Source organism: Streptococcus sp. 9.1(2021), assembly GCF_030466425.1.
Lineage (GTDB): Bacteria > Bacillota > Bacilli > Lactobacillales > Streptococcaceae > Streptococcus > Streptococcus wuxiensis.
The window spans coordinates 342,050-365,007 of the sequence record NZ_JAGQFU010000001.1 but is presented as its reverse complement, the minus strand read 5'-3'; the positions used below and the strand labels follow the sequence as shown (position 1 = coordinate 365,007).

The 22,958-nt window shown below is 38.3% G+C and carries 24 protein-coding genes and 1 other annotated feature; of the genes, 5 read left to right on the top strand and 19 right to left on the bottom strand.

What is annotated here, in order from left to right; all coding sequences use genetic code 11:
• Positions 1–10: 10 nt before the first annotated feature.
• The 5 genes from dprA to gyrA form a co-directional block, all read right to left on the bottom strand.
• Entirely contained in the window at positions 11–868 is an 858-nt protein-coding gene (dprA, locus tag KBU52_RS01840) for a DNA-processing protein DprA (RefSeq protein ID WP_367618085.1), read from the bottom strand.
• Positions 869–977: 109 nt separating this feature from the next.
• The gene (gene dapA / locus KBU52_RS01835; protein WP_036757606.1) at positions 978–1,913 is read right to left on the bottom strand and encodes a 4-hydroxy-tetrahydrodipicolinate synthase; all 936 of its coding nucleotides are present in this window, start codon (positions 1,911–1,913) and stop codon (positions 978–980) included.
• 283 nt (positions 1,914–2,196) lie between these two features.
• Positions 2,197–3,273, bottom strand: a complete 1,077-nt coding sequence (locus tag KBU52_RS01830; protein ID WP_254724120.1) for an aspartate-semialdehyde dehydrogenase — start codon at positions 3,271–3,273, stop codon at positions 2,197–2,199.
• A gap of 154 nt (positions 3,274–3,427) precedes the next feature.
• Complete coding sequence (locus tag KBU52_RS01825) at positions 3,428–4,174, bottom strand: class A sortase (protein WP_036757611.1); 747 nt, start codon at positions 4,172–4,174, stop codon at positions 3,428–3,430.
• Complete coding sequence (gene gyrA, locus KBU52_RS01820) at positions 4,174–6,642, bottom strand: DNA gyrase subunit A (protein WP_254724119.1); 2,469 nt, start codon at positions 6,640–6,642, stop codon at positions 4,174–4,176. Before gyrA ends, KBU52_RS01825 begins: the two co-directional genes overlap by 1 nt.
• 194 nt (positions 6,643–6,836) lie before the next feature.
• Between gyrA and KBU52_RS01815 the strand changes: the two genes are divergently transcribed.
• Positions 6,837–7,823 carry an L-lactate dehydrogenase gene (locus KBU52_RS01815; protein ID WP_004253416.1) on the top strand — a complete coding sequence of 329 codons (987 nt, stop codon included), beginning with the start codon at positions 6,837–6,839 and terminating at the stop codon, positions 7,821–7,823.
• A 63-nt stretch (positions 7,824–7,886) separates the two neighbouring features.
• Here KBU52_RS01815 and sdbB read toward each other — a convergent pair whose 3' ends face one another.
• From sdbB to KBU52_RS01765, 10 genes are all read right to left on the bottom strand, one after another.
• Positions 7,887–8,450: a thiol-disulfide oxidoreductase-associated lipoprotein SdbB gene (gene sdbB, locus KBU52_RS01810; protein ID WP_254724118.1), complete on the bottom strand. Its 564-nt coding sequence runs from the start codon at positions 8,448–8,450 to the stop codon at positions 7,887–7,889.
• 12 nt (positions 8,451–8,462) lie between these two features.
• Positions 8,463–9,170, bottom strand: coding sequence for a thiol-disulfide oxidoreductase-associated membrane protein CcdA2 (gene ccdA2 / locus KBU52_RS01805; protein WP_254724117.1), 708 nt, complete (start codon positions 9,168–9,170; stop codon positions 8,463–8,465).
• Positions 9,171–9,297: 127 nt separating this feature from the next.
• The gene (locus tag KBU52_RS01800) at positions 9,298–10,158 is read right to left on the bottom strand and encodes a methionyl aminopeptidase (RefSeq protein ID WP_254724116.1); all 861 of its coding nucleotides are present in this window, start codon (positions 10,156–10,158) and stop codon (positions 9,298–9,300) included.
• A 15-nt stretch (positions 10,159–10,173) separates the two neighbouring features.
• On the bottom strand, positions 10,174–11,451 hold the full coding sequence (spxR, locus tag KBU52_RS01795; RefSeq protein ID WP_254724115.1) for a CBS-HotDog domain-containing transcription factor SpxR: 1,278 nt from the start codon (positions 11,449–11,451) through the stop codon (positions 10,174–10,176).
• Positions 11,444–11,995: a GNAT family N-acetyltransferase gene (locus KBU52_RS01790; RefSeq protein WP_254724114.1), complete on the bottom strand. Its 552-nt coding sequence runs from the start codon at positions 11,993–11,995 to the stop codon at positions 11,444–11,446. Before KBU52_RS01790 ends, spxR begins: the two co-directional genes overlap by 8 nt.
• Before the next feature lie 17 nt (positions 11,996–12,012).
• Complete coding sequence (locus KBU52_RS01785; protein ID WP_254724113.1) at positions 12,013–13,272, bottom strand: UDP-N-acetylglucosamine 1-carboxyvinyltransferase; 1,260 nt, start codon at positions 13,270–13,272, stop codon at positions 12,013–12,015.
• Positions 13,273–13,485: 213 nt separating this feature from the next.
• Complete coding sequence (gene rpmA / locus KBU52_RS01780) at positions 13,486–13,779, bottom strand: 50S ribosomal protein L27 (RefSeq protein WP_000916509.1); 294 nt, start codon at positions 13,777–13,779, stop codon at positions 13,486–13,488.
• A gap of 16 nt (positions 13,780–13,795) precedes the next feature.
• Positions 13,796–14,140, bottom strand: coding sequence for a ribosomal-processing cysteine protease Prp (locus tag KBU52_RS01775; protein WP_000613698.1), 345 nt, complete (start codon positions 14,138–14,140; stop codon positions 13,796–13,798).
• A 15-nt stretch (positions 14,141–14,155) separates the two neighbouring features.
• Positions 14,156–14,470, bottom strand: a complete 315-nt coding sequence (gene rplU / locus KBU52_RS01770) for a 50S ribosomal protein L21 (protein WP_000109141.1) — start codon at positions 14,468–14,470, stop codon at positions 14,156–14,158.
• A gap of 35 nt (positions 14,471–14,505) precedes the next feature.
• Positions 14,506–14,685: a sequence feature (ribosomal protein L21 leader region), on the bottom strand.
• Positions 14,686–14,739: 54 nt separating this feature from the next.
• Positions 14,740–15,435, bottom strand: a complete 696-nt coding sequence (locus KBU52_RS01765) for a YoaK family protein (protein WP_254724112.1) — start codon at positions 15,433–15,435, stop codon at positions 14,740–14,742.
• Positions 15,436–15,581: 146 nt separating this feature from the next.
• On the opposite strand from KBU52_RS01765, the gene KBU52_RS01760 reads away from it, so the two are divergent.
• On the top strand, positions 15,582–16,559 hold the full coding sequence (locus KBU52_RS01760) for a Gfo/Idh/MocA family protein (protein WP_254724111.1): 978 nt from the start codon (positions 15,582–15,584) through the stop codon (positions 16,557–16,559).
• Positions 16,556–17,638, top strand: coding sequence for a DEAD/DEAH box helicase (locus KBU52_RS01755; RefSeq protein WP_254724110.1), 1,083 nt, complete (start codon positions 16,556–16,558; stop codon positions 17,636–17,638). Before KBU52_RS01760 ends, KBU52_RS01755 begins: the two co-directional genes overlap by 4 nt.
• 179 nt (positions 17,639–17,817) lie before the next feature.
• On the opposite strand, the gene KBU52_RS01750 is transcribed toward KBU52_RS01755, so the two are convergent.
• Positions 17,818–18,195, bottom strand: a complete 378-nt coding sequence (locus KBU52_RS01750; RefSeq protein ID WP_254724109.1) for a DUF1934 domain-containing protein — start codon at positions 18,193–18,195, stop codon at positions 17,818–17,820.
• 72 nt (positions 18,196–18,267) lie between these two features.
• Between KBU52_RS01750 and KBU52_RS01745 the strand changes: the two genes are divergently transcribed.
• Positions 18,268–19,572: an HD domain-containing protein gene (locus KBU52_RS01745; RefSeq protein ID WP_254724108.1), complete on the top strand. Its 1,305-nt coding sequence runs from the start codon at positions 18,268–18,270 to the stop codon at positions 19,570–19,572.
• Positions 19,573–19,584: 12 nt separating this feature from the next.
• On the top strand, positions 19,585–20,391 hold the full coding sequence (yidA, locus tag KBU52_RS01740; RefSeq protein WP_006152355.1) for a sugar-phosphatase: 807 nt from the start codon (positions 19,585–19,587) through the stop codon (positions 20,389–20,391).
• 69 nt (positions 20,392–20,460) lie between these two features.
• Here yidA and KBU52_RS01735 read toward each other — a convergent pair whose 3' ends face one another.
• The 3 genes from KBU52_RS01735 to KBU52_RS01725 form a co-directional block, all read right to left on the bottom strand.
• A complete protein-coding gene (locus KBU52_RS01735; RefSeq protein ID WP_254724107.1) occupies positions 20,461–20,940 on the bottom strand; it encodes a hypothetical protein in 480 nt (159 codons plus the stop codon).
• 49 nt (positions 20,941–20,989) lie between these two features.
• Complete coding sequence (locus tag KBU52_RS01730; RefSeq protein WP_254724106.1) at positions 20,990–21,862, bottom strand: hypothetical protein; 873 nt, start codon at positions 21,860–21,862, stop codon at positions 20,990–20,992.
• Between the two features lie 309 nt (positions 21,863–22,171).
• Positions 22,172–22,957, bottom strand: coding sequence for an ABC transporter permease (locus KBU52_RS01725; protein ID WP_254724105.1), 786 nt, complete (start codon positions 22,955–22,957; stop codon positions 22,172–22,174).
• Between the last annotated feature and the right edge of the window lies 1 nt (position 22,958).

Here is a 22,958-nt window from a genome sequence, read left to right as displayed (position 1 = left end):
ATTTCATTCATTAAAATTCAAATTCTGCTAGTATATCCTGCCCACATGTTGCTAGTTTTGCTCCTTCTTGGATTAAATGATGACAGCCGTCTGAGCGTCCATCTAAAATGGAACCTGGAATCGCAAAGACATCTCTACCTTCCTCCATGGCACGCTCACAAGTGATTAAGCTACCAGATCTCATTTTAGCTTCTGCAACGATGACTCCTCGACACAATCCTGCAATAATGCGATTTCTGGCAGGAAAGTGATATTTCAAAGGTTCTTCTCCTGGACCGTACTCGCTTAGAAGCAAATGATGTTCTCCAATGTATTCTTGAAGGCGTTTATTGGAGCGGGGATAATAGACATCTAAACCAGTCCCAATAATGCCAATCGTTTTGCCCCCAGTTTGTAGAACAGACATATGGGCTGCTGTATCAATTCCTCTAGCAAGTCCACTCACCACAACTAATTCATTTTCCAATTCTTCAATGATTTTACGGACTGATTTGGTTCCAATTTGACTACAAGAGCGACTACCTACAACTGCAACCTTGGGTAATTTCAAGAGATTTAAATCTCCTTTATAAAAAAGCAATACAGGTGCATCATAAATTTCACTGAGTGAAATGGGATAAACATCATCCAAAATTGAAAATGATGGGAACTTTTCAAAATCTTTCTTCAGGCGTTCCATGCTTTCAAAAGTCAGTTTATGGTACCGCTCCATAAAAACTACTGGATTACGACACTCTGAGGCTTCAGCGATTGTCTCTAAACTCAATTCCTGATCATAAATTTCTCCGTATTGAAGTACTTTTAGAACCTGCTGATTACTTAAACCTGCTTGCTTTAACTTATAAATCTCAAAATTATCAATCTTAATCTTCATTATTAACTCCTTGTTATCCTCTCTCTATTTATATATTCGTAGAAAAAGAAAAAAACTCCCAACAATTTTTACTTGTAGGAAGTTTCTTTTTATATTTGTTATCTTAATAATCAGGTCGAAGAACTCCAGTGACAGTCGCTTTAGTCGCCTCATAGTCTCCGTCAATAACAACCTTGATAATGCGTTTAGCATCCTCTTCAGGCGCAGGAACCAATGGGAGGCGAGTTGGACCAGCTTCAAATCCCATATAGTTGAGGACTGCCTTAACAGGTGCAGGACTTGGGTATGAGAAGAGAGCATTAACTTTGGGAATAAACTTACGTTGAATAGCTGCAGCCTTCTTCATATCACTCTCTTCAATCGCAGTGAACATTTCATACATTTCATCACCATTGGTATGAGAAGCAACAGAGATAACCCCATCAGCACCAAGGTTCATAGCATGGAAAGCATCTCCATCTTCACCAGTGTAGATCAAGAATTCTTCTGGTTTGTGCTCAATCAAATAAGCCATATTTGCAAGGCTGGTACATTCCTTGACACCAATGATATTTGGATGTTCCGCTAAGCGAAGCATGGTTTCTGGTGTCAACTCAACTACTACACGACCTGGAATATTATAGATAATGATGGGTAAATCAGAAGCATCTGCAATAGCTTTAAAGTGTTGATACATTCCTTCTTGAGATGGTTTATTGTAGTAAGGAACAATCGCAAGACCAGCCGCAAAGCCTCCAAATTCTGCTACTTCTTTGACGAACTCAATAGAGTCGCGTGTATCATTAGTACCAACACCAGCAATTAAAGGAACACGTCCATTAACAACCTTCTGAACAGCTGCAAACAATTGCAACTCCTCATCGTGAGTAAGAGTCGGACTCTCAGCAGTCGTCCCCGCCAAGAGAATTCCGTCTGTGTGATGTGCCAATAGATGTTCAATCAATTTTGGAATAGCGTCGAAATTTATTGACCCATCTTCATGAAAAGGGGTAATAAAAGCCGTGATAATTTTACACTCTTTTAAATCTTGATAAGCCATAGAAAAAACCTTTCTCTATATAAGAAAGAGGCTGGGGCATACTTGCCTTTGCCTCCTGTTATGTACATAAAATAAGAGGAAGAAATCAAACTCTTCGAGTTACTGGTTTCTGTTTCATAACGCAGTGGTTGATTGGAACTACTCATGTTTGCAACATTCGTACTTACTAATCAACTGTGCGGGGGGAGTATAAAAGTCCGGTGGACTTTTATAGCCTGAGCCTTAAATTATAAAAGCGAGGAAGAAATCAAACTCTTCGAGTTACTGATTTCTGTTTTGCTCCCTATTTCAATTCAAATTTTAATTCTGTAGTTGGACGAACCAAACCACGTTCATGTAAAGTTTCTGCAATTTGAACTGAGTTCCAAGCAGCACCTTTAAGAAGGTTATCAGACACCACCCACATGTGGATCCCTTTTTCAGCATCCAAGTCTTTACGGATACGTCCGACAAAGGTATCGCGAGAACCAACCGCATTGATAGCTTGTGGATAGATTTGGTGAGCCACATCGTCTTCAAGAACTGCACCTGGAAAGGCAGCAATCGCAGCTTTGACTTCATCGATTGGAGCCACTTCTTTTGTTTCAATGTAAACAGACTCAGAGTGAGCTGACAAGACAGGAATACGCACGCAAGTTGCTGAAACGGCAATGCTATCGTCTTCCATGATTTTCTTAGTTTCCTTTGTCATCTTCATTTCTTCATAAGTGTAGTCATTATCAGTGAAGACGTCAATTTGAGGAAGGGCATTAAAAGCAATTGGATAGTGTTTCTTATCGCCACCTGATGGCAAGATTTCCGCATGCAAATCACGTGGATTTACACCATCATTCAAGACTTCACGCAATTCACGTTGTGTCTCAAGAATGGCTCCCATACCAGCACCTGAAACAGCTTGATAAGTTGAAACGATGATACGGTCTAAGCCCCATTTTTGACGAACTGGTTCAAGAGCTACCATCATTTGAATAGTTGAACAGTTAGGACATGCGATGATCCCGTTATGAGCATCCAGAGCATGGGCGTTTACTTCAGGAACAACCAATGGCACATCTGGATTTTGACGGAAATAAGAAGTGTTATCTACTACTACTGCCCCTGCTTTAACAGCATAAGGTGCGTATTTTGCAGAAGTTGAACCACCAGCAGAGAAGAGAGCAATATCAACTCCTTCAAAAGCTTCTTCTGTTGTTTCTTCAATAGTCACATCTTGGCCCTTGAATTGCAAGACCTTTCCTGCAGAACGTGCAGACGCAAGGTAGCGAATCTTATCGATTGGAAGAGTTGATTCTTCCAACATTTTGATCATTTGAGCACCAACGGCACCTGTAGCACCGACAACAGCAACTGTATATCCCATAACAAACCTCTTTTGGAATTTTCTAAAAATTTCTATAATAGAAACATTATACTACTTTTTAGAAAAATTGAAAAGTCTTTACCTTATCTATTTTCTGAAATTGACAAGAAAAAAGGTCGCTATCATTAGCGAACCTTTTTCTAAAATTTACAAATTAATATCTTTGTTTATACGGTTTATTAAATGCTGCCAAGACATCTGACGGAGTGTCTGAATAAGATTTGATTTCTTTTAAATCTCCCTTTACGATAATCCGTTCGGTTGCATCATAGTCTACACAAGTGACCAAGGTAATTTCATTGATACCTTCACGATCATCAATTTCATCAACTCGATCTGGGGTTACGTGTTTCACTTCCCGAATTTCGTAGGTATAAACTTTATCCTTATCAGTCAGATAAATCTTCATTCCTTCTTTGGCATTAACCAAAGGAGAAAATAGCATTTGGCTAGCATTCTCAGCTGTAAAGATATGGTGACTAGCTAGAGAATAATTTCCTTCACCCATTTTTTGATTTGGTTTCATGGTTCCTGCTCCGTAGAACAAGTTTACATTGTCCAAACCTTTAAAGATTGGCAAGTTGATTTCTACTTCAGGAACTGCAATTCCACCTATAACAGGCAACTGTTGTGCATCCCATTGGGATGATAAAACAGCCTCCGAAGAAATAGCCTTCACGGAATTAAAATCAAAATTTCCTTCTGCACCATTGTTCTCTTCAAGCTTCTCTTTAGAGACTTGACTAACTTGATACTTGTTAGTATTCCAAACCATAAAGATATTACGAATCTTTGAGTTAAAAATCAAGGCTAGAGACAAAAGGATTAGAAAGCCAGCTAAAATATTAATCAGCAGATTCTTACGTTTATTTTTTTTACTCTTAGTTCTTTTTTGAGACATTATTCTTCACTTTCTGTTTCGTTGTCTGCCCCAACTTCTTCTTTCTCAGCTGCTGCAACTGTAGTAAAGGTTACAATCTTAGCGTTCTCATCTAAACGCATAACCTTAACTCCCATGGTTGAACGTCCAGTTTGAGAAATATTGGCAACATTTGTACGAATCATGACACCAGTATCTGTGATAACCATCAAATCTTCGTCACCTTTTACTGTTAGTAGGCCTGCAAGTTGACCGTTTTTATCAGTAATATTAGCGGTCTTCATACCTTTACCAGCACGACCTTTAGTTGGATATTCAGTGGCAACTGTACGCTTACCGTATCCTTTTTCAGTAATGATAAGAACTTCATCTTGATCGGTAATCACTCTAGCGCCAACTACAGCATCACCTTCACGAAGATTCACTCCTTTAACACCAGTTGCACTACGACTCATGCTACGAACGGATGACTGGTTGAAACGAACTGCATAGCCTAACTTAGTACCGATAATGATATCAGTATCTTCTTGAGTAAGAAGAACATTAATCAATTCGTCCTCATCTTTCAAATTCAAGGCTTTTAGACCATTTTGACGAATGTTGGCAAATTCTTTAACGCTAGTTCTCTTAACAATACCTGCTCGGGTCGTAAAGAAGATGTATGCATCATCACTACGTTCTGATTCGACATTAATGATAGTTTGGATGCTTTCTCCCTCATCCAGTTTCAAGAGGTTAACTACAGGCAATCCCTTGGCTGTACGACCATATTCTGGGATTTCATAACCTTTCAAACGATAGACACGACCTTTGTTGGTAAAGAAGAGCAAGTGATCATGGGTGCTGGTAGAAACCAACTCACGGACAAAGTCATCGTCCTTGACTCCTGTTCCCTGTACGCCACGTCCACCACGTTTTTGGGCAGTAAACTCGTCTTGGTCCAAACGTTTAATATAACCTTTATTTGATAGAGTGATAAGAACATCAGACTCTTCAATCAAGTCTTCATCTTCAAGCGTCAAGACTTCACCAACCATTAACTCAGTACGGCGTTTATCTTCATACTTGCGTTTGACTTCATCCAATTCTTCCTTGATGATTTGAGCCACACGTTCTGGTTTTGCAAGAATATCTGCTAAGTCGGCAATCAAAGCAATGAGGTCATCATATTCAGATTGAATCTTATCACGCTCCAAGCCAGTCAAACGACGGAGACGCATGTCTAGGATTGCTTGGCTTTGACGTTCAGATAGCTTGAACTTGCTCATCAATTCCGCTTGAGCTTCTTGGTCAGTTTCGCTGGAACGGATGATACGAATGACTTCATCAATATGATCCAGAGCAATTAGCAAACCTTCCAAGATATGCGCGCGTGCCTCAGCTTTTTCTTTATCAAATTGAGTGCGACGAGTCACAACTTCTTTTTGGTGCTCAATGTATGCATCCAAGATTTGGCGAAGCGATAAAATCTTTGGAACACCATTTTGGATAGCAAGCATGTTAAAACCAAAGCTAGTCTGCATCTGAGTCATCTTGAATAAGTTGTTCAAAATAACATTAGCTGATGCATCGCGTCTAACTTCAATAACAAAGCGAACACCTTCACGGTTAGATTCATCACGAACAGCTGTAATTCCATCGATACGTTTTTCCTGAACTAAGCGCACAATATGTTCATGTACTTTGGTTTTGTTGACCATATATGGGAATTCAGTAACAACGATACGTTCGCGACCTGTTTTAGTTTCTTCAATTTCCGTACGAGAACGAAGAACAATAGATCCCTTACCAGTCTCATAAGCCTTATGAATACCTGATTTACCCATAACTAGGGCACCAGTTGGGAAGTCTGGACCAGGCAAAACTTCCATCAAATCTTTGGTTGTAACTTCAGGATTATCCATGACGAGTTTAACAGCATCAATGGTTTCACCCAAATTATGAGGTGGAATATTGGTCGCCATTCCAACGGCAATACCTGTGGCACCATTGACCAAAAGATTTGGGAAACGAGCTGGTAAAACAACAGGTTCGCGCTCGTTGGCATCATAGTTATCAACAAAATCAACAGTATTTTTATTGATATCGCGAAGCATTTCAAGAGCAATCTTGCTCATACGTGCTTCGGTATAACGTTGCGCGGCAGCACCATCACCGTCCATAGAACCAAAGTTACCGTGCCCATCTACAAGCATGTAGCGGTAGCTCCACCATTGAGCCATACGAACCATAGCTTCATAGATAGATGAATCCCCGTGTGGGTGGTATTTACCCATTACGTCCCCTGTAATACGGGCAGATTTCTTATGAGGTTTATCAGGCGTAACTCCTAATTCGTTCATTCCGTACAAAATACGACGATGAACAGGTTTCAACCCATCACGAACATCAGGAAGAGCACGCGATACGATTACACTCATGGCGTAGTCGATAAAGCTAGTCTTCATCTCCTTGGTCAGATTGACATTCACTAAATTTTTATCTTGCATTAAAAAATGCCTCATTTCACTATTAGTAACTAGATATATTATACCATAGTTTGTACTATTTTACAGTCTAACAACACGTGTAAAACGTTTACATATTTATCACGAAGGTATATCCGTGACAAAGCTTAGCAAAAGTGATAGAATGAAATCAAATGGGTTTCCCACTTAATAAAATAAAGGAGATGTTTAGACAAATGACAGCAACTAAACAACACAAAAAAGTTATCCTCGTCGGTGACGGTGCCGTAGGTTCATCTTACGCTTTTGCCCTCGTAACACAAGGAATTGCACAAGAACTTGGTATCATTGAGATTCCTCAATTGTTTGAAAAAGCAGTTGGTGATGCTGAAGACCTTAGCCACGCGCTAGCTTTTACTTCACCTAAAAAAATCTATGCAGCTAAGTACGAAGACTGTGCGGATGCAGACCTTGTAGTTATCACTGCTGGTGCTCCACAAAAACCAGGTGAAACTCGTCTTGATCTTGTTGGAAAAAACCTTGCTATCAACAAATCAATCGTTGAACAAGTTGTTGCATCTGGATTTGACGGTATCTTCCTTGTTGCTGCTAACCCAGTTGACATTTTAACTTACTCAACTTGGAAATTCTCAGGTTTCCCTAAAGAACGTGTTATCGGTTCAGGTACTTCACTTGACTCAGCTCGTTTCCGTCAAGCACTTGCTGAAACTATCGGTGTTGATGCACGTTCAGTTCACGCCTACATCATGGGTGAACACGGTGACTCTGAGTTTGCTGTTTGGTCACACGCTAACGTTGCCGGTGTTAAATTGGAACAATGGTTGCAAGCTAACCGTGACTTGAATGAAGCTGACCTTGTTGAACTCTTCATCTCAGTTCGTGACGCTGCTTACTCAATCATCAACAAAAAAGGTGCTACATACTACGGTATCGCAGTTGCTCTTGCTCGTATCACAAAAGCTATCCTTGATGATGAAAATGCGGTTCTTCCACTTTCAGTCTTCCAAGAAGGACAATACGGAGTTGAAAACGTCTTTATCGGTCAACCAGCTATCGTTGGTGCGCATGGTATCGTTCGCCCAGTTAACATCCCATTGAACGACGCTGAAACTCAAAAAATGCAACTTTCTGCTCGTGAATTACAAGAAATTATTGACGAAGCATGGAAAAACCCAGAATTCCAAGCTGCTTCTAAAAACTAATTCAATTAAATTTTTAAAAAAAGAAATGTCTAGACAAAACAGTCTAGACATTTTTTTATAACGTTAATTCATTTGTGCAAACGCCGCTTCTGCATCTGCATTACTAATTGCACCTATTTGGATTTTGGCAATTTTACCATTTGAATCGATTAGAAATTCTGTTGGAATGCTTCGAATCTGATAGGCTTGGAAGGTTGTCCCCTTGGTGTCATATAGGACAGGAATATCCTTATAGCCCTGCTCCTCAAACCATTTTGGAAATTGGTCTATGGTTTTTTCACCTTGAAGGCCTGGTGCAATAATAGATAATATTTCAAAATCACGATCTTCTTTTGCAGCAAGTTCCATTAGTTCTGGCATACTTTTTTTACATGGTCCGCACCAAGAAGCCCAGAATTTTAGATAAACTTTTTTACCTTTAAAATCAGATAGTTTGACTTCTTTTCCATCCATCGATTGGAGCGTGAAATCCGGCGCTTCTGCTCCTACAGCAATTTGCTTAACCGTTGCTTGTTGCTGTGTTTGAGTCGTTTGATTTTCCTGACTTGATTCCTTCTCTTCCTTGCCACAAGCAATCAAAAGAAAGATAGATAAGAAACTAAGTCCAAAATAGATTATTTTTTTCATAGATAACTCCTTTTATCCTAATATTCCGGATAAGACATTTAACTGTCCCAACATTAATAAAATTCCCATGAGAATAATTAGTAAACCACCAATTCTTTTCAGTAAGAGTAGGTGAGATTTAATTCTACTAAAATAAGGCATGATGAGACCTGATGCCAAGGCCAATACTAAAAATGGAAGCGCCATTCCAAGAGTATAAACTAGGGTTAATAAGGCCCCTTGAAGAGCTCCATTTCCTCCTGAGGCAGCTAATGCTAAAATTGAACTTAAAACTGGACCAATACATGGAGTCCAACCAAAGCTGAAGCTAATACCTAATAGAAAGGCTGATAGATATTTACTAGACTGTTTTTGATCAAATCTTACTGTTTTTTGGAACTCTAATTTTTGTAAATGAAGGATTTCCATCTGATGTAAGCCTAGTATGATAATAATACCACCCATAACATAACGAAACCAATCAGCATAGAGTAAGTTGCCGAGAAATCCTGCTCCAAACCCTAGAATAAAGAAAATCAGAGAGATACCTGCGATAAAACAGAATGTCCGAATTAATCCTGACCAGGCAACATCTTTACCTAAAAACCGAAATGTCTTTGACTGCTCTTGATCATCTAACAAAACACCTGCATAGACTGGTAATAAAGGAAATATGCAGGGTGAGAAAAACGATAAAACCCCAGCTAAAAATACAGAGATAAAAAATATAATACTTTCCAATTAAGAACCTTCTTTCATATAGTTATCTTTTATTTTACTATAAAAGAAAACGTTTGTAAGATATCTGCTACGCAAATTTTATTTCAACTTTAACGAATAAAAAAAGGAGCTCAGCTCCCCTTTTTTATTAATAAGTTCCTTCTTCACCTTGACTTGTCAAGATTACAGGTCCATCCTTGGTAATAACAAACTGGTGTTCATACTGACATGATAGACCACCGTCGATAGTTTTGTGAGCCCAGCCTGTTTTCATGTCTGTATCGATTTCCCAATCACCTGTATTGATCATAGGTTCGATTGTCAAAACCATACCTTCTCGAAGACGGAGACCACGACCAGCTACACCATAGTTAGGAACCATTGGTTCTTCATGCATAGTTGGGCCAACACCGTGTCCTACAAGATCACGAACAACACCGTATCCACGACTTTCAGCATATTCTTGAATAGCTGCACCAATATCACCAATTCGGTTGCCAACAACAGCTTTCTCGATACCCTTATACATAGCTTCCTTGGTCACGTCCATCAAGTTTTTAACTTCTTCTGATGGTTTACCAACTGCGTATGCCCAACAAGAATCAGCTAATCCACCCGTATAGTTTTGAGTGTATTTTTTCATCTGCTCAACGTTGTTAAAATTGAGTTTAGAAACATTGAGGTCAGACTTCGCGATTGGCCCACCAAGGACCATATCAACCTTGAGAAGGTCACCCTCTTTGAGGATATAATGGCGAGGGAAGGCATGTGCTACTTCGTCATTGAGCGAACAGCAGGTTGCATATGGATAGTCCATCATTGCTCCATCAACACCAATCTGTAGTGGAAGGAAATTCTCTTCTTTACAACGACGGCGAACATACTCTTCTACTTCCCACATATCAACACCTGGCTTGATGATATCACGCAAGCCAATGTGGATACTTGCAAGAAAATCACCAGCCTTATCCATAGCTTCGATTTCTCTAGCTGATTTTAATGTAATCATGTTTTCTCCTAGATTCTAATTAATTTTTACAGTTACATTTGCTTTTGATACAATTTGATGATTGAGATAAATGTCATAATCAATAATAGCCGATCGTCTCGTATGATGAATTATTCTAGCTTGAATACGTAGAACATCATCAATCTGAACAGCCTGTAAGAAGTAAATCAACATTTGTTCAATGATAAGGTTACGCCCGCTATTAACGACCAAGTCTTGCGTCATATGAGTCAAGATTTCTGAAAGAACACCATTAGCCAGAACACCATTTTTTTCTAACATAAAGGGTTCAACTGTAATAACAACTTCATCATGATGATAAGATAACTTCTGTCCAATCTGTTCTGAAAAGGTTGGTAAAGTTGAGACCTGAGAACGACTCATTTTTTCCATGACATCACGTCTAGTTATGACACCAAGCAAGGTTTGATTGCTCCGTACAACAGGTACCATTTCAAAATCTTCTGCAATCATTCTCTGGCTCACGTTAGCAATATTTGTGGCTAAACCGGTCATGTAGACAGTTCTTGTCATGACCTTATCAATGGTAGTCCCTGGTGATTTATCTCCAGCATCACGCATGGTCACGACACCCACAACAACCTTATGCTGATTGATAACAGGGAAGCGACTACTTCTATTCTTACGAACTAAATCTAAGTAATCTTTAACAGTATCCGTTTCCTGTAAAAAACCATATTCATGACAAGTACGATAGATTTTTTCAACAGTTAAAATATCTGTCTTTATTTGTACATTTGACAAAGCTCGGTTAATCATGGTTGCAATGGTAAATGTGTCATGTTTACTGCGTAACACTGGGATATTTTTCTTATTAGCAGCATCCAAAACATCTTTATGAACTTCAAATCCACCTGTTACCAAGACAGCATTTTCATTCTCAAGTGCCAATAATTGGATTCGTGTTCTGTCACCGACAATAAGTAGACCACCATCATGAAGATAAGAAAGAATATTCTTTTCTGTCATGGCTCCAATGGAGAATTTACTGAATTCTCTCTCCAAACCTGCTTGGCCAGCTAAAATTTCCGAACCAGTGACTTCTGCAATTTCTGCATAGGTTAATCTCTCAATGGCAACTTTTTTGGACTTGACACGGACAGTTCCACTTCGAGGACGTGTTTCAACCAATCCTCTATTTTCAGCTTCTTTGATAGCACGATAAGCTGTACCATCACTCACTCCCAGCCTATTTGAAATACTTCGAACACTGACCCGTTTTCCGACTGGTAATTCTTCTAAATAAGCTAAAATTTCTTGGTGTTTACTCATTTAGCTCTCCTTTTGTATAGCGAAATTCTAGATAATCCCGCATCTTACGAGTATAGCGGTCACTACCCTTGAAACGACGATATAAAACGAAGCCTGATTTTTGTGCAACCTTTTGACTAGCACTATTTTCTAAATGCGTCACAATAGAAAGTTGCTTTAATTCAAACTGATCCATAGACAAATCACGTAATTTGGTAACTGCTTCCGTCATATATCCCTGAGACCAATAGTCTTTCCTTAAAAAATAGCCAATTTCTGCTTCTTTACGAATTTCATCCAGCTTTTCAAACTTAATGGCTCCAATCATCTTCTGTGCTTTCTTATCACAAATCGCCCAAATTCCCAAAGGTGATTTCATAAAGTAGTTAGAAAGAGCATATTGACTTTCCTCAATGCTGGCTTGCGAAGGAAAAATAAATTGGAGATTTTCAGGGTCTGATGCTAGAGCATGAAAGTCATCTACATCCGTAAAAAAGAATGGACGGAAATACAAACGTTCCGTCTCATAGAAAGAATACATTGCTAATTTTGTCCAGATATTCATTGTGTTCCTCAAAATGGCTAATCTTCGATTAGCTCAATATCTGCTCCAAGGTTACGTAATTTTTCAATAATATTTGAGTAGCCTCTTAAAATGAACTCTACACTAGTAATTTCTGTTCTACCTTCAGCCATTAATCCAGCAATAACCAAGGCAGCTCCTGCACGTAAGTCAGTCGCTCTTACACTTGCACCGTGTAAAGGATTGCCACCCTTGTAGAAAATATGGTCATTCGTTGTAGAAATATCTGCATTCATTTTGGCTAATTCGAAGACATGATTGACACGTTTTTCATAAATGGTATCAATCAGTGTTCCTCGTCCTTCAGCTTTCAACAAAAGAGGGGTAATCGGTTGTTGAAGGTCTGTAGCAAATCCTGGATATGGAGCAGTCTTGATATTAACAGCTTTTAGATTTTTCTGCTCTTCAACAAAGATACTATCTTCAGAAACAGTCATATGAACACCCATTTCTTCAAGTTTTGCAATAAAACCTTCTAAGTGTTCATAAAGTACATTGTTAATACGAATTCCTTGTCCCACAGCAGCAGCCATTGCAATATAGGTCCCTGCTTCAATACGGTCAGGAATTACCTGATGGCGTGTACCGTGTAGAGATTCAACACCATCGATAGTAATCATATCTGTACCTGCACCACGAATATGAGCTCCCATATTATTTAACAATGTAGCTACATCAATGATTTCAGGCTCTCTAGCCGCGTTTTCAATGACTGTACGTCCTTGGGCTTTTACCGCTGCAAGCATTGTGTTAATGGTTGCTCCGACACTAACAGTATCCATATAAATATGAGCGCCTTGTAATCTAGAGCCGTTTGTTGAGAGATTCATATTGTCTCCCTCATAGGTTGTCTTAGCACCCATTGCTTCGAAGGCTTTTAAATGCAAGTCAATCGGACGAGGTCCCAAGTCACATCCACCAGGTAAACCTACTGTTGCTTCACCGAAACGTCCAAGAAGACTACCGTAGAAATAATAGGATGCACGAAGACTGTTGATTTTACCATATGGCATTGGTTTATTTTGAACACCACGAGGATCAATCTCTAAAACATCATCATAGCGCTTTACACTAGCACCCATAATTTCCATGATATCAACCAAACTAGCAACGTCAGAGATGTCTGGAACACAGTCCAAAATAACTACATCATCTGACAAAATAATAGCTGGAATTAGAGCTACTACACTATTTTTCGCTCCGCTAATGGTTATCTCACCCTTTAATGGGCGCCCACCGTTAATGACAATTTTTTTCATTATTTTTTATATACTCTTTCACTATTTATTCATAAGGTCTCACCCTATATTATACCATATTTCTTTCTTATTATCTATCATAATAAATCAAATAAGTTCCTTAAGAGTTTATTGATTCAGAATAGTTTCTGAAGTAAACATAAAAAATAACTGATACTAAAATTGTTCAAGAAAAAAAGCTTTCCAAAAATCTTGGAAAGCCTTTTTTAATGCTTATTTAGCGATTGGGTAAACAGAAACTTGTTTCTTATCGCGACCTTTACGTTCGAAACGTACTACGCCTTCAACTTTAGCGAACAAAGTATCGTCTCCACCACGTCCAACGTTTACACCTGGATAGATGTGTGTACCACGTTGACGGTAAAGGATTGATCCACCAGTTACAGTTTGTCCGTCAGCTGCTTTAGCTCCAAGACGTTTAGCTTGTGAATCGCGTCCGTTTGATGTAGAACCTCCACCTTTTTTGTGGGCGAAAAGTTGCAAGTTGTTAAGAGTCATTTTTAACATAATGTTTTCCTCCGTGTTAGTTTTCTGTGATAACTCTGGTTTGGACGAACTCAGAAGAGTCCTCCGATAAGTTTGCCATACCTAAGAAAAATGATTCAAAGAATAATTGTGTCATTTCTCTCTGGTGAGAAGGAAGATCTTTTGGAATTTCAACCATCAGATAGCCACCTTCATCTTCGTTTAATTCTAAGATTGGTTCATAGCCTGCAAATTTCTCAATGGAATTGATAAAGTTTATGGCAAGCGTAGAAACCGATGCACACACGACATCTAGGCCGTATTCGCCACTCTCGGCGTGTCCAGTAATCTCCGCACTCCTCAGCTCGCCATCTTCGGCTCTCTCAAAGACTGCTTGTATCATGTGTTCTCCTTAAAATTAAGCGTTGATTGCGTTGATGACAACTTTAGTGTATGGTTGACGGTGACCTTGTTTACGGTGGCTACCTTTTTTAGGTTTGTACTTGTAAGTAACAACTTTCTTTTGTTTTCCTTGTTTTTCAACAGTTCCAACTACAGTAGCTCCAGCAACAAGTGGAGTTCCGACAACAGTGTTTTCACCACCAACAAGAACAACTTCGTTAAAAGTAACTTCTTGACCAGCTTCAACGTTCAATTTTTCAACGTAAACTGCTTGACCAACTTCAACTTTAACTTGTTTTCCGCCAGTTTTGATAATTGCGTATGTGCTCATTATGCACCTCCTATGATTTTTTGGGGTTTCCCCGAATTTTTGTGAAGACTCGCCTAGCATCGTGGGACGAACCACTTAAAAGAAGAGCTCTTAGTATAACAAAGAATAAACTAGGAATTGAGCCGAAGACATAACTTATGTTAGGCAAGGCGATAATGACGAAGTTTAAATTTGTTATACGACGAGCAACGATGTTCGTGCGGTTGCACAGGATCGTGCATAGTCAACTCTACAAGTATAGCATGATTCCAAATTTTTGACAAGTATTTTCACTCAAAATTCAGCCTTTTATTAGACTTTTTTCGCAAAGAAGATAAAACCATACTTAGATAAAAAATACTCATCATGATAGGGACACCTAAAATTGTTTTTTCGTTGAAGATAATCGTTAAGTAAGCTGAAAATACTACTCCTAGAATGAAACTAACAAGTAGGCTCACAAAAATCAATCCTTCCATCAAAAAGGCTGTATGCTTGGTCCGGACGTATTCACCAAAAGCTAACATGGTGCGTTTGATATTTCCCGTCATAAAGGCATTATTATAGGCAATTCCAGAAACCTCTCCAAAAGCTGTTGTAACGAGACCCATACAAAAAGCCAGAGGAGGAATAATAAACATATTATCAACACTCAATGGAACAAAGCCGATTATCAATGATAAAATAGCTAATGGAACAAGTGATAGAATGGGTTTTTTAACAATGCGAAGTTTTTCCTTGTAAATCGTAAGCAAAAAAACGCCTAACATGAAAGATAAAAGTGTCAATATCTTTATTTCAGCATCAGCCAAATTTCTCTGAACGATTCCGACTGATAGAAATACCACATTCCCCGTTTGCCCAGCGACTAAGGTATTCCCTCTTACTATAAACGTATAGGCATCTACATAGCCTGCACAAAAAGTCAAAAAAAGCGCCAATCTTTTTGAATGACGAGAAATTTTTCTCATAGGTAATAATCTCATACTAATCTCCTAAATATACTGTAACTATTGTACCATTTTTTCTAGAAATTTCGAAGTATCAAAGCAAAAGAAATATCTTAAGGTAACTAGTTGACTCTTTCTATGTTATAATGAAATCAATCATTACTTGTGAAAAAGGAGTAACTATGCTAAAACTTGGTATCATAGGAACTAGTTCAATCAGCCATCATTTTCTAGAGGCTGCCCATACTAGCGAGAAATTTCAACTGGGTGCAGTCTATTCTAGAAAAATAGAAACTGCAGAAAAGTTTGTTGAACAGTATCAAGGCGTTAAGCTATTTGATCAGCTAAATGATTTCTTTAAAGATTCATTCGATGTGGTATACATTGCTAGTCCGAATTCCCTGCATTTTAGCCAGGCAAAGATGGCTTTATCTGCTGGAAAACATGTTTTCCTTGAAAAACCAGCTGTCACTCAACCACAAGAATGGCAGGATTTAGTTCAAACAGCTAAAGATAATAAATGTTTTATCTTTGAAGCAGCAAGAAACTACCACGAAGATGCTTTTGCCACAATCAAAGACTTTCTTGCAAACAAACAAATTCTGGGTGCGGATTTTAACTACGCTAAATACTCTTCTAAGATGCCTAACCTACTTGCTGGCAATACTCCTAATGTTTTCTCAGACCGTTTTGCAGGTGGTGCACTTATGGATCTTGGTATTTATACTCTATACGCAGCAATCCGCTTATTTGGAAAACCGACTCATGCAACCTATCAAGCTCAGAAACTAGATAATAGCATTGATTTAAATGGGGATGGTATTCTCTCATATCCTAACTATCAAGTACATATCAAAGCAGGAAAGAATATCACTTCTAATCTTCCTTGTGAGATTTATACTACTGATGGAACCTTGACACTTAATACAATCGAGCATGTCCAATCAGCTATTTTTACAGACCATCAAGGAAATGATGTTCAACTTCCTATCCAGCAGGCTCCTCACACCATGACTGAGGAAGTTGCTGCTTTTGCGAACATGATCAAGCAAGCAGACCTGACTCTTTACCAATCTTGGATTGATGATGCGACACACGTCCACAACCTACTTTACACCATGCGCCAGAATGCTGGCATTAGATTTGAGGCAGAAAAATGAAAACCAAACTACCTATCGAATGGCAAGAGTTGATTGATCAACTGGGATTCCAAGAATTTACTCCCATTCAAATTCAACTTTTTGAACCGATAACAGATGGTGAAAACCTACTTGGAGTCAGTCCAACTGGTACAGGGAAGACTTTAGCCTATCTCCTACCTAGTCTTCTCAAACTGCAAAAGAAAAAAGCCCAACAATTATTGATTTTAGCACCTAATACTGAGCTTGCTGGACAAATTTTTGAAGTCACTAAAACCTGGGGTGAGGCTATCGGATTGACAGCTCAGCTATTTCTATCCGGTTCGAGCCAGAAACGCCAAATTGAAAGACTAAAAAAAGGACCAGAAATTCTGATTGGAACACCTGGTCGTATCTTTGAACTGGTCAAATTGAAAAAAATCAAGATGATGAACGTGGAAACAATCATTCTTGATGAATTCGACCAGTTGCTAGATGATTCTCAAATCCACTTTGTAGAAAGGATTACCAACTATGCACCTCGTGACCATCAACTTATTTACATGAGTGCCACTACCAAATTTGACCAAGATAAGATTGCACCTAACACGCGCATCATTGATCTATCAGACCAAAAGTTAGACAATATTCAACATTTCTACATGCAAGTAGACCAACGTCACAGAGTAGATATGCTTCGTAAACTGGCACAGGTTGAAGATTTCCGCGGCCTTGTCTTCTTTAATAGCTTGTCAGACCTTGGAAGTGCAGACGAAAAATTACAATATCGTGATGTTTTAGCAGTTTCGCTAGCTAGCGATGTCAACGTTAAATTTAGAAAAGTTATTCTAGAAAAATTTAAAGATAATCAACTGACACTACTTCTTGCCACAGACCTTCTCGCTCGTGGTATAGACATTGATAGCCTGGAATGCGTGATTAACTTTGATGTCCCTAGAGACAAGGAAACTTACACTCACCGTGCTGGTCGTACAGGACGCATGGGCAAAGAAGGCTATGTCATCACTCTTGTCACCCATCCAGAAGAGCTTAAAAAACTTAAGAAATTTGCAAGCGTACGTGAAATCGTCCTGAAAAATCAGGAACTGTATATCAAATGAGAGTGGGACAGAAATCGGTAATTCGTTAGAATTCGATTTCGTCGTCCCACCTCCGCACAGTTGAGTAGGGCTGTAAAAGCTGATAAAATCAGCGTAGTAGAGCCCACTCAACCACTGCGTCTCGCTCGACAATCCAAAGACAATTGAGAGGCTAGGACTTTTGTCCCAGCCTCTTTTTCTTATCCCCAAGTAATTTCTAGACGGTAGTTGGCAAATGGAACACCTTCTTTGTTTTGTAGTTGGTAGGCTAGTTCAATCTTCTCTTCACCAACTTCGTAGTGACTTGTTTGGATGATAAACTCTTGCATGCCTATAGGTGTCGGAATATAGGCTAAACTATCGGAATCCTTGAGAAAACGCATGATGGTCTTGGGATTTGAGAAACGTGACATGACCAGTTCCTCCCCATTAAATTTCAAAACTACTTTTTCTTGGTCTTCATTGTAAAAAAGGAGATAGGAAAAATCGCCCTTTTCCCGTAATTCAACATCATAAAGTTGGTCGATTACTTCCAATTGTTCATCGAACTTGATGGTATTTCTCATTCTAATCTTCACAACTATTCCTCTTTCTTCTCACTTATCCCTACTATTTTACCAAAAAGCCAAGGAATTTGCTATAATGGTCTTATGAATGAAAAAGTATTTCGTGACCCTGTTCACAACTATATCCACGTTAACAATCAAGTCATTTACGACTTGATCAATACCAAAGAATTTCAACGGCTCCGTCGTATCAAACAGTTAGGGACATCTAGCTATACCTTCCATGGCGGAGAGCATAGCCGGTTTTCTCACTGTTTGGGCGTCTATGAAATTGCCCGTCAAATCACTGAAATTTTCGAAGAAAAATACCCTGAAGAATGGGATTCTAATGAGTCTCTCTTAACCATGACTGCAGCCCTTCTACATGACCTTGGACATGGTGCCTACTCTCATACTTTTGAAAATCTCTTTGACACTGACCATGAAGCGATTACCCAGGAAATAATCCAAAGCCCTGAAACAGAGATTCACCAGGTCTTGTTACAGGTGGCGCCTGACTTCCCTAAAAAGGTTGCCAGCGTTATTGACCACACTTATCCAAATAAACAAGTGGTTCAGTTGATTTCTAGTCAGATCGATGCGGACCGCATGGACTATCTCCTACGCGACTCCTACTTCACCGGTGCTTTTTATGGCCAGTTTGATTTGACACGTATCCTTCGTGTTATTCGTCCTGTTGAAAATGGAATCGCCTTTCAGCGTAATGGGATGCATGCCATCGAGGATTATGTCCTCAGTCGTTACCAGATGTACATGCAGGTGTATTTCCACCCAGCCACACGAGCTATGGAAGTCCTTTTGCAAAATCTTCTCAAACGTGCTAAAGAGCTCTATCCTGAAAATAAGGACTTCTTTGCCCTTACATCACCCCATCTACTGCCATTTTTTGAGAAAAACGTTAGCTTGTCTGATTATCTAGCACTAGATGATGGAGTTATGAATACCTATTTCCAGCTTTGGATGACAAGTACGGACAAGATTTTGGCTGACTTATCACAACGTTTTATCAACCGTAAAGTCTTTAAATCTATTACTTTTTCTCAAGAAGACCAAGACCAGCTTGAAATCATGCGAAATTTCGTAGAAGAAATTGGTTTTGACCCCAACTACTACACAGCTATTCATAAGAATTTTGACCTTCCTTACGATATTTATCGACCAGAGTCTGAAAATCCTAGAACACAGATTGAGATTGTTCAAAAAAATGGTGAACTGGCAGAACTTTCTAGCTTATCTCCTATAGTTCAGTCTCTTGCAGGGAGCCGTCACGGTGACAACCGCTTCTACTTCCCTAAAGAAATGCTTAAGCAAAACAGTATTTTCACAAATATCATTCAACAATTTTCTCATTTGATTGAGAATGATCATTTTAATCCAGACAAGAATTAACAGAGGAAATTTATGAGTATAAAACTAATCGCCGTCGATATTGATGGTACCCTGGTTAATAGCAAAAAAGAAATTACTCCAGAAGTTTTTGCAGCTATTCAAGATGCCAAAGCAGCTGGAGTCAAGGTTGTCATTGCAACAGGACGCCCCATCGCTGGTGTTGCCAAACTCCTTGATGACTTGCAGTTGAGAGATGAAGGTGACTATGTTGTGACCTTCAACGGTGCCCTAGTTCAAGAAACCGCTAATGGCCATGAGATTATCAGCGAATCCTTGACTTACGAGGACTATCTGGATATGGAATTTCTCAGCCGTAAACTTGGAGTCCACATGCATGCTATTACCAAAGACGGCATCTACACTGCCAATCGCAATATCGGAAAATACACCGTACACGAATCAACCCTCGTCAGCATGCCAATTTTTTATCGTACACCTGAAGAGATGGCTGATAAAGAAATCGTCAAATGTATGTTTATCGACGAACCAGAGATTCTCGATGCTGCTATTGAAAAGATTCCAGCAGAATTTTACGAGCGATACTCTATCAACAAATCTGCTCCATTTTACCTAGAACTCCTTAAAAAGGATGTAGACAAGGGATCTGCTATCACTCACTTAGCTGAGAAACTTGGACTAAGTAAGGATGAAACTATGGCGATTGGGGATGAAGAAAATGACCGTGCCATGCTAGCAGTCGTTGGTAATCCCGTTGTTATGGAAAACGGAAACCCAGAACTCAAAAAAATCGCCAAATACATCACCAAAACAAATGACGAATCTGGTGTAGCCCATGCTATCCGTACTTGGGTCTTGTAAACTGAATAGAATATAATAAAAGCACCCCCAGAAGTTAGATATAAAAAACTAATTCCTGGGGTGTTTTTATTACAGATTACTCTTCAGAGTTTTTTTTATTTTTGGGATTTTTTTATTATCCAGTTTAGGAATGCCCTTGTTCTCAATCTTGGGAAGGTTCTTTAGTTCATCGGCAGTAGGTACCTTCTGGTATACCTTAGCAGGCCTATAGAGTAAAGCAAACGATAAGAACAAGGCAATAATGCTCCCAACAGTTGCTATGTTTCGTTTACTCGCTTCTGTCGAAGGGACCCTAACTCCGCTTGTACTAAGGTCCTTCCATTCAGGAAGCTCTGCTTCAATCGCTTTTTTCTCTTCCCAAAGTGGAACGAGTAAATAATGGTTAAATGGCACAACTGTAGCCATGGCTGTCGCGCCTAGCGGGATAAATCTATTGAGATTTATGATAAGCAAAATACTTAGGATAGAAAATAATACGAATAGAACTAATACTAAGACTAAGCGAATTTTATATTCTTTTTTTAGTTGCAAATATTCTTCTTGGATCATTTAAAAAATTTCATCTTTCTCTTATATTTTGAACAGTTGAACGCAACTTTTAGTATAAATCTTTGATAAACTCCACAACTTGACGATTCTCAATCTTTACATAATATCCACCGCTATTATTGACAAGTTTATCCCCTTCATATTTATCAATCTTTACAGCATAAAGACCGCTTGGTAAGGGTTGATTGTTAAAGAATTCCTTCATTCGCGATTCAAGGTCTTTAAGATAAGCATCATATAACTGATCCTTCTTGTCTTCTGGAATGTAGTATCGAAATTGAAATTCTGGTATAAAAATATCTTTTTGGAAAAGCTTTTGAGCATCCATGGGATACATCCCTTGTAATGCTTGTCCATTTCTTTGATTTTCCTCTAATATTTTATCATAAAGATACATGTTGCCAGATTTACTATTAAATTGAAAATCAATCCCTTCGTACTTCAAAGCAGTCATTTTAGGATCTGTTATTGAAGTGTCCAATGTTTTTAAAAACTCACTGGTACCTGGACTAATCTCAATTCCTAGATAGGCTAATTCTGGAAAAACCTGATAAATTTTTTTGTTTTGTTCATAATCTACTTCTGCATCCGTCTTTTTATACTTTTTGTTTTCCGAAGGACGAGTATAGTATTCAAATCGAGAATTAGCCTGATAGGTTTTACCATCTATATTTTCAGTGTAAGTACCATGGATTACAAATCCTCCTACACTTGTATAGTTTTTTTCGTATTTTTCTAACTCAAACTGACCTGTAAGACCGTAGTTCTCATAAGAACGATGTACAGCTTGCTCAAGTTCATTCCGACTTGCATGGGCAAATAGACCCCACATATCCATCATTGCAAGAATAGGACTAAGGATTATGAATATTGCAAATAGTATAACCATGGATAAGCAGCCAATTAATAAGCCTTTTTTCATCTCTTTCTCCTAAACATTCTATGTCCATTATACCACACCATGGATATCTTATGAATGGTTCAAAATTTGGTCAAAGAAAAAACACTGGTTATCCAGTGTTTTTGTGGCTAGTTTCGCTCCCCTGCAGGAATATAAATATCAGTCCTAAAGTCCTATTCTAAGGGCTTTTCTATCTCACTTGGTCAATTTTTGGTCAAAAATTTCGCTAACTTTTTATCCAACTCACTCCGGCAATTCCACCTTCAAGCTCATATCCGAAAGTACAGCGAATCACTTCCTTTAGTCAAACATATAACTGAACAACATTGTTTATCTTCCTGCACTTTCATATTTTTTCAATCCTTTTCTAAAAATTGTACGACTGATAATAATCAAAAAAACTGTAAAAACTATTTGATAGAAAAATAGGTTCAATGTATCTTTCCCTAAAAATATTAATACTGCAGGATTGGCAATTAATAAATTGGGAACAAATAACATAGTGATCAATCTGTTAATACCTGTAAAAATATTATATGGATACTTAGAAATTCCAATATAATTCAAAAATACATCTACTTTTGAAAATTTAGTTGGGAACCAAAATGAACTAATCGTTATTAGAAACCAAATTGAATAATATATAATACAACCACACATTAAAGAAAGGATATAAAATAATATTTTTAATGAATTTAAATGTACATTTAAATTTCCATAACTTATAAAAATGATCGCAAGACCAAAAAAAGTATTCACGAATTGAACTAAATTAAATGATCTAAAAATATAGAACAACTGAGTATCAAACGGCCTCAATAAAATTTGATCCAAGTTACCACTCAAAATATCTGATTCTAAAATTCCCATACTTCTAATTAACAATCCCATCATAACTCCATCTACAATAGTGTAGGAACCTACCAAAAATAAAATTTGATAATAGTTCCAACCATTAAAAGAGTCTATGTTTAAGAAAATCAATCTAAAAAATACAATAGGTAAACCAATCCACAGTATCGACGAAAATAGACCACAAAAGAAGTCAAAATGAAAATTCATATCAGATTTAAAACCAAAATGAAGTAGCCTAAAAATTACTTTTATTCTAAACATT

Excerpts from the sequence above, each read along its gene's own strand:
- dapA (WP_036757606.1), bottom strand. The coding sequence starts at position 1,913 with ATGGCTTATCAAGATTTAAAAGAGTGTAAAATTATCACGGCTTTTATT.
- KBU52_RS01830 (WP_254724120.1), bottom strand. The coding sequence starts at position 3,273 with ATGGGATATACAGTTGCTGTTGTCGGTGCTACAGGTGCCGTTGGTGCT.
- KBU52_RS01825 (WP_036757611.1), bottom strand. The coding sequence starts at position 4,174 with ATGTCTCAAAAAAGAACTAAGAGTAAAAAAAATAAACGTAAGAATCTG.
- gyrA (WP_254724119.1), bottom strand. The coding sequence starts at position 6,642 with ATGCAAGATAAAAATTTAGTGAATGTCAATCTGACCAAGGAGATGAAG.
- KBU52_RS01815 (WP_004253416.1), top strand. The coding sequence starts at position 6,837 with ATGACAGCAACTAAACAACACAAAAAAGTTATCCTCGTCGGTGACGGT.
- sdbB (WP_254724118.1), bottom strand. The coding sequence starts at position 8,450 with ATGAAAAAAATAATCTATTTTGGACTTAGTTTCTTATCTATCTTTCTT.
- KBU52_RS01800 (WP_254724116.1), bottom strand. The coding sequence starts at position 10,158 with ATGATTACATTAAAATCAGCTAGAGAAATCGAAGCTATGGATAAGGCT.
- spxR (WP_254724115.1), bottom strand. The coding sequence starts at position 11,451 with ATGAGTAAACACCAAGAAATTTTAGCTTATTTAGAAGAATTACCAGTC.
- KBU52_RS01790 (WP_254724114.1), bottom strand. The coding sequence starts at position 11,995 with ATGAATATCTGGACAAAATTAGCAATGTATTCTTTCTATGAGACGGAA.
- KBU52_RS01785 (WP_254724113.1), bottom strand. The coding sequence starts at position 13,272 with ATGAAAAAAATTGTCATTAACGGTGGGCGCCCATTAAAGGGTGAGATA.
- rpmA (WP_000916509.1), bottom strand. The coding sequence starts at position 13,779 with ATGTTAAAAATGACTCTTAACAACTTGCAACTTTTCGCCCACAAAAAA.
- KBU52_RS01775 (WP_000613698.1), bottom strand. The coding sequence starts at position 14,140 with ATGATACAAGCAGTCTTTGAGAGAGCCGAAGATGGCGAGCTGAGGAGT.
- rplU (WP_000109141.1), bottom strand. The coding sequence starts at position 14,470 with ATGAGCACATACGCAATTATCAAAACTGGCGGAAAACAAGTTAAAGTT.
- KBU52_RS01765 (WP_254724112.1), bottom strand. The coding sequence starts at position 15,435 with ATGAGATTATTACCTATGAGAAAAATTTCTCGTCATTCAAAAAGATTG.
- KBU52_RS01760 (WP_254724111.1), top strand. The coding sequence starts at position 15,582 with ATGCTAAAACTTGGTATCATAGGAACTAGTTCAATCAGCCATCATTTT.
- KBU52_RS01755 (WP_254724110.1), top strand. The coding sequence starts at position 16,556 with ATGAAAACCAAACTACCTATCGAATGGCAAGAGTTGATTGATCAACTG.
- KBU52_RS01745 (WP_254724108.1), top strand. The coding sequence starts at position 18,268 with ATGAATGAAAAAGTATTTCGTGACCCTGTTCACAACTATATCCACGTT.
- yidA (WP_006152355.1), top strand. The coding sequence starts at position 19,585 with ATGAGTATAAAACTAATCGCCGTCGATATTGATGGTACCCTGGTTAAT.
- KBU52_RS01735 (WP_254724107.1), bottom strand. The coding sequence starts at position 20,940 with ATGATCCAAGAAGAATATTTGCAACTAAAAAAAGAATATAAAATTCGC.
- KBU52_RS01730 (WP_254724106.1), bottom strand. The coding sequence starts at position 21,862 with ATGAAAAAAGGCTTATTAATTGGCTGCTTATCCATGGTTATACTATTT.
- KBU52_RS01725 (WP_254724105.1), bottom strand. The coding sequence starts at position 22,957 with ATGTTTAGAATAAAAGTAATTTTTAGGCTACTTCATTTTGGTTTTAAA.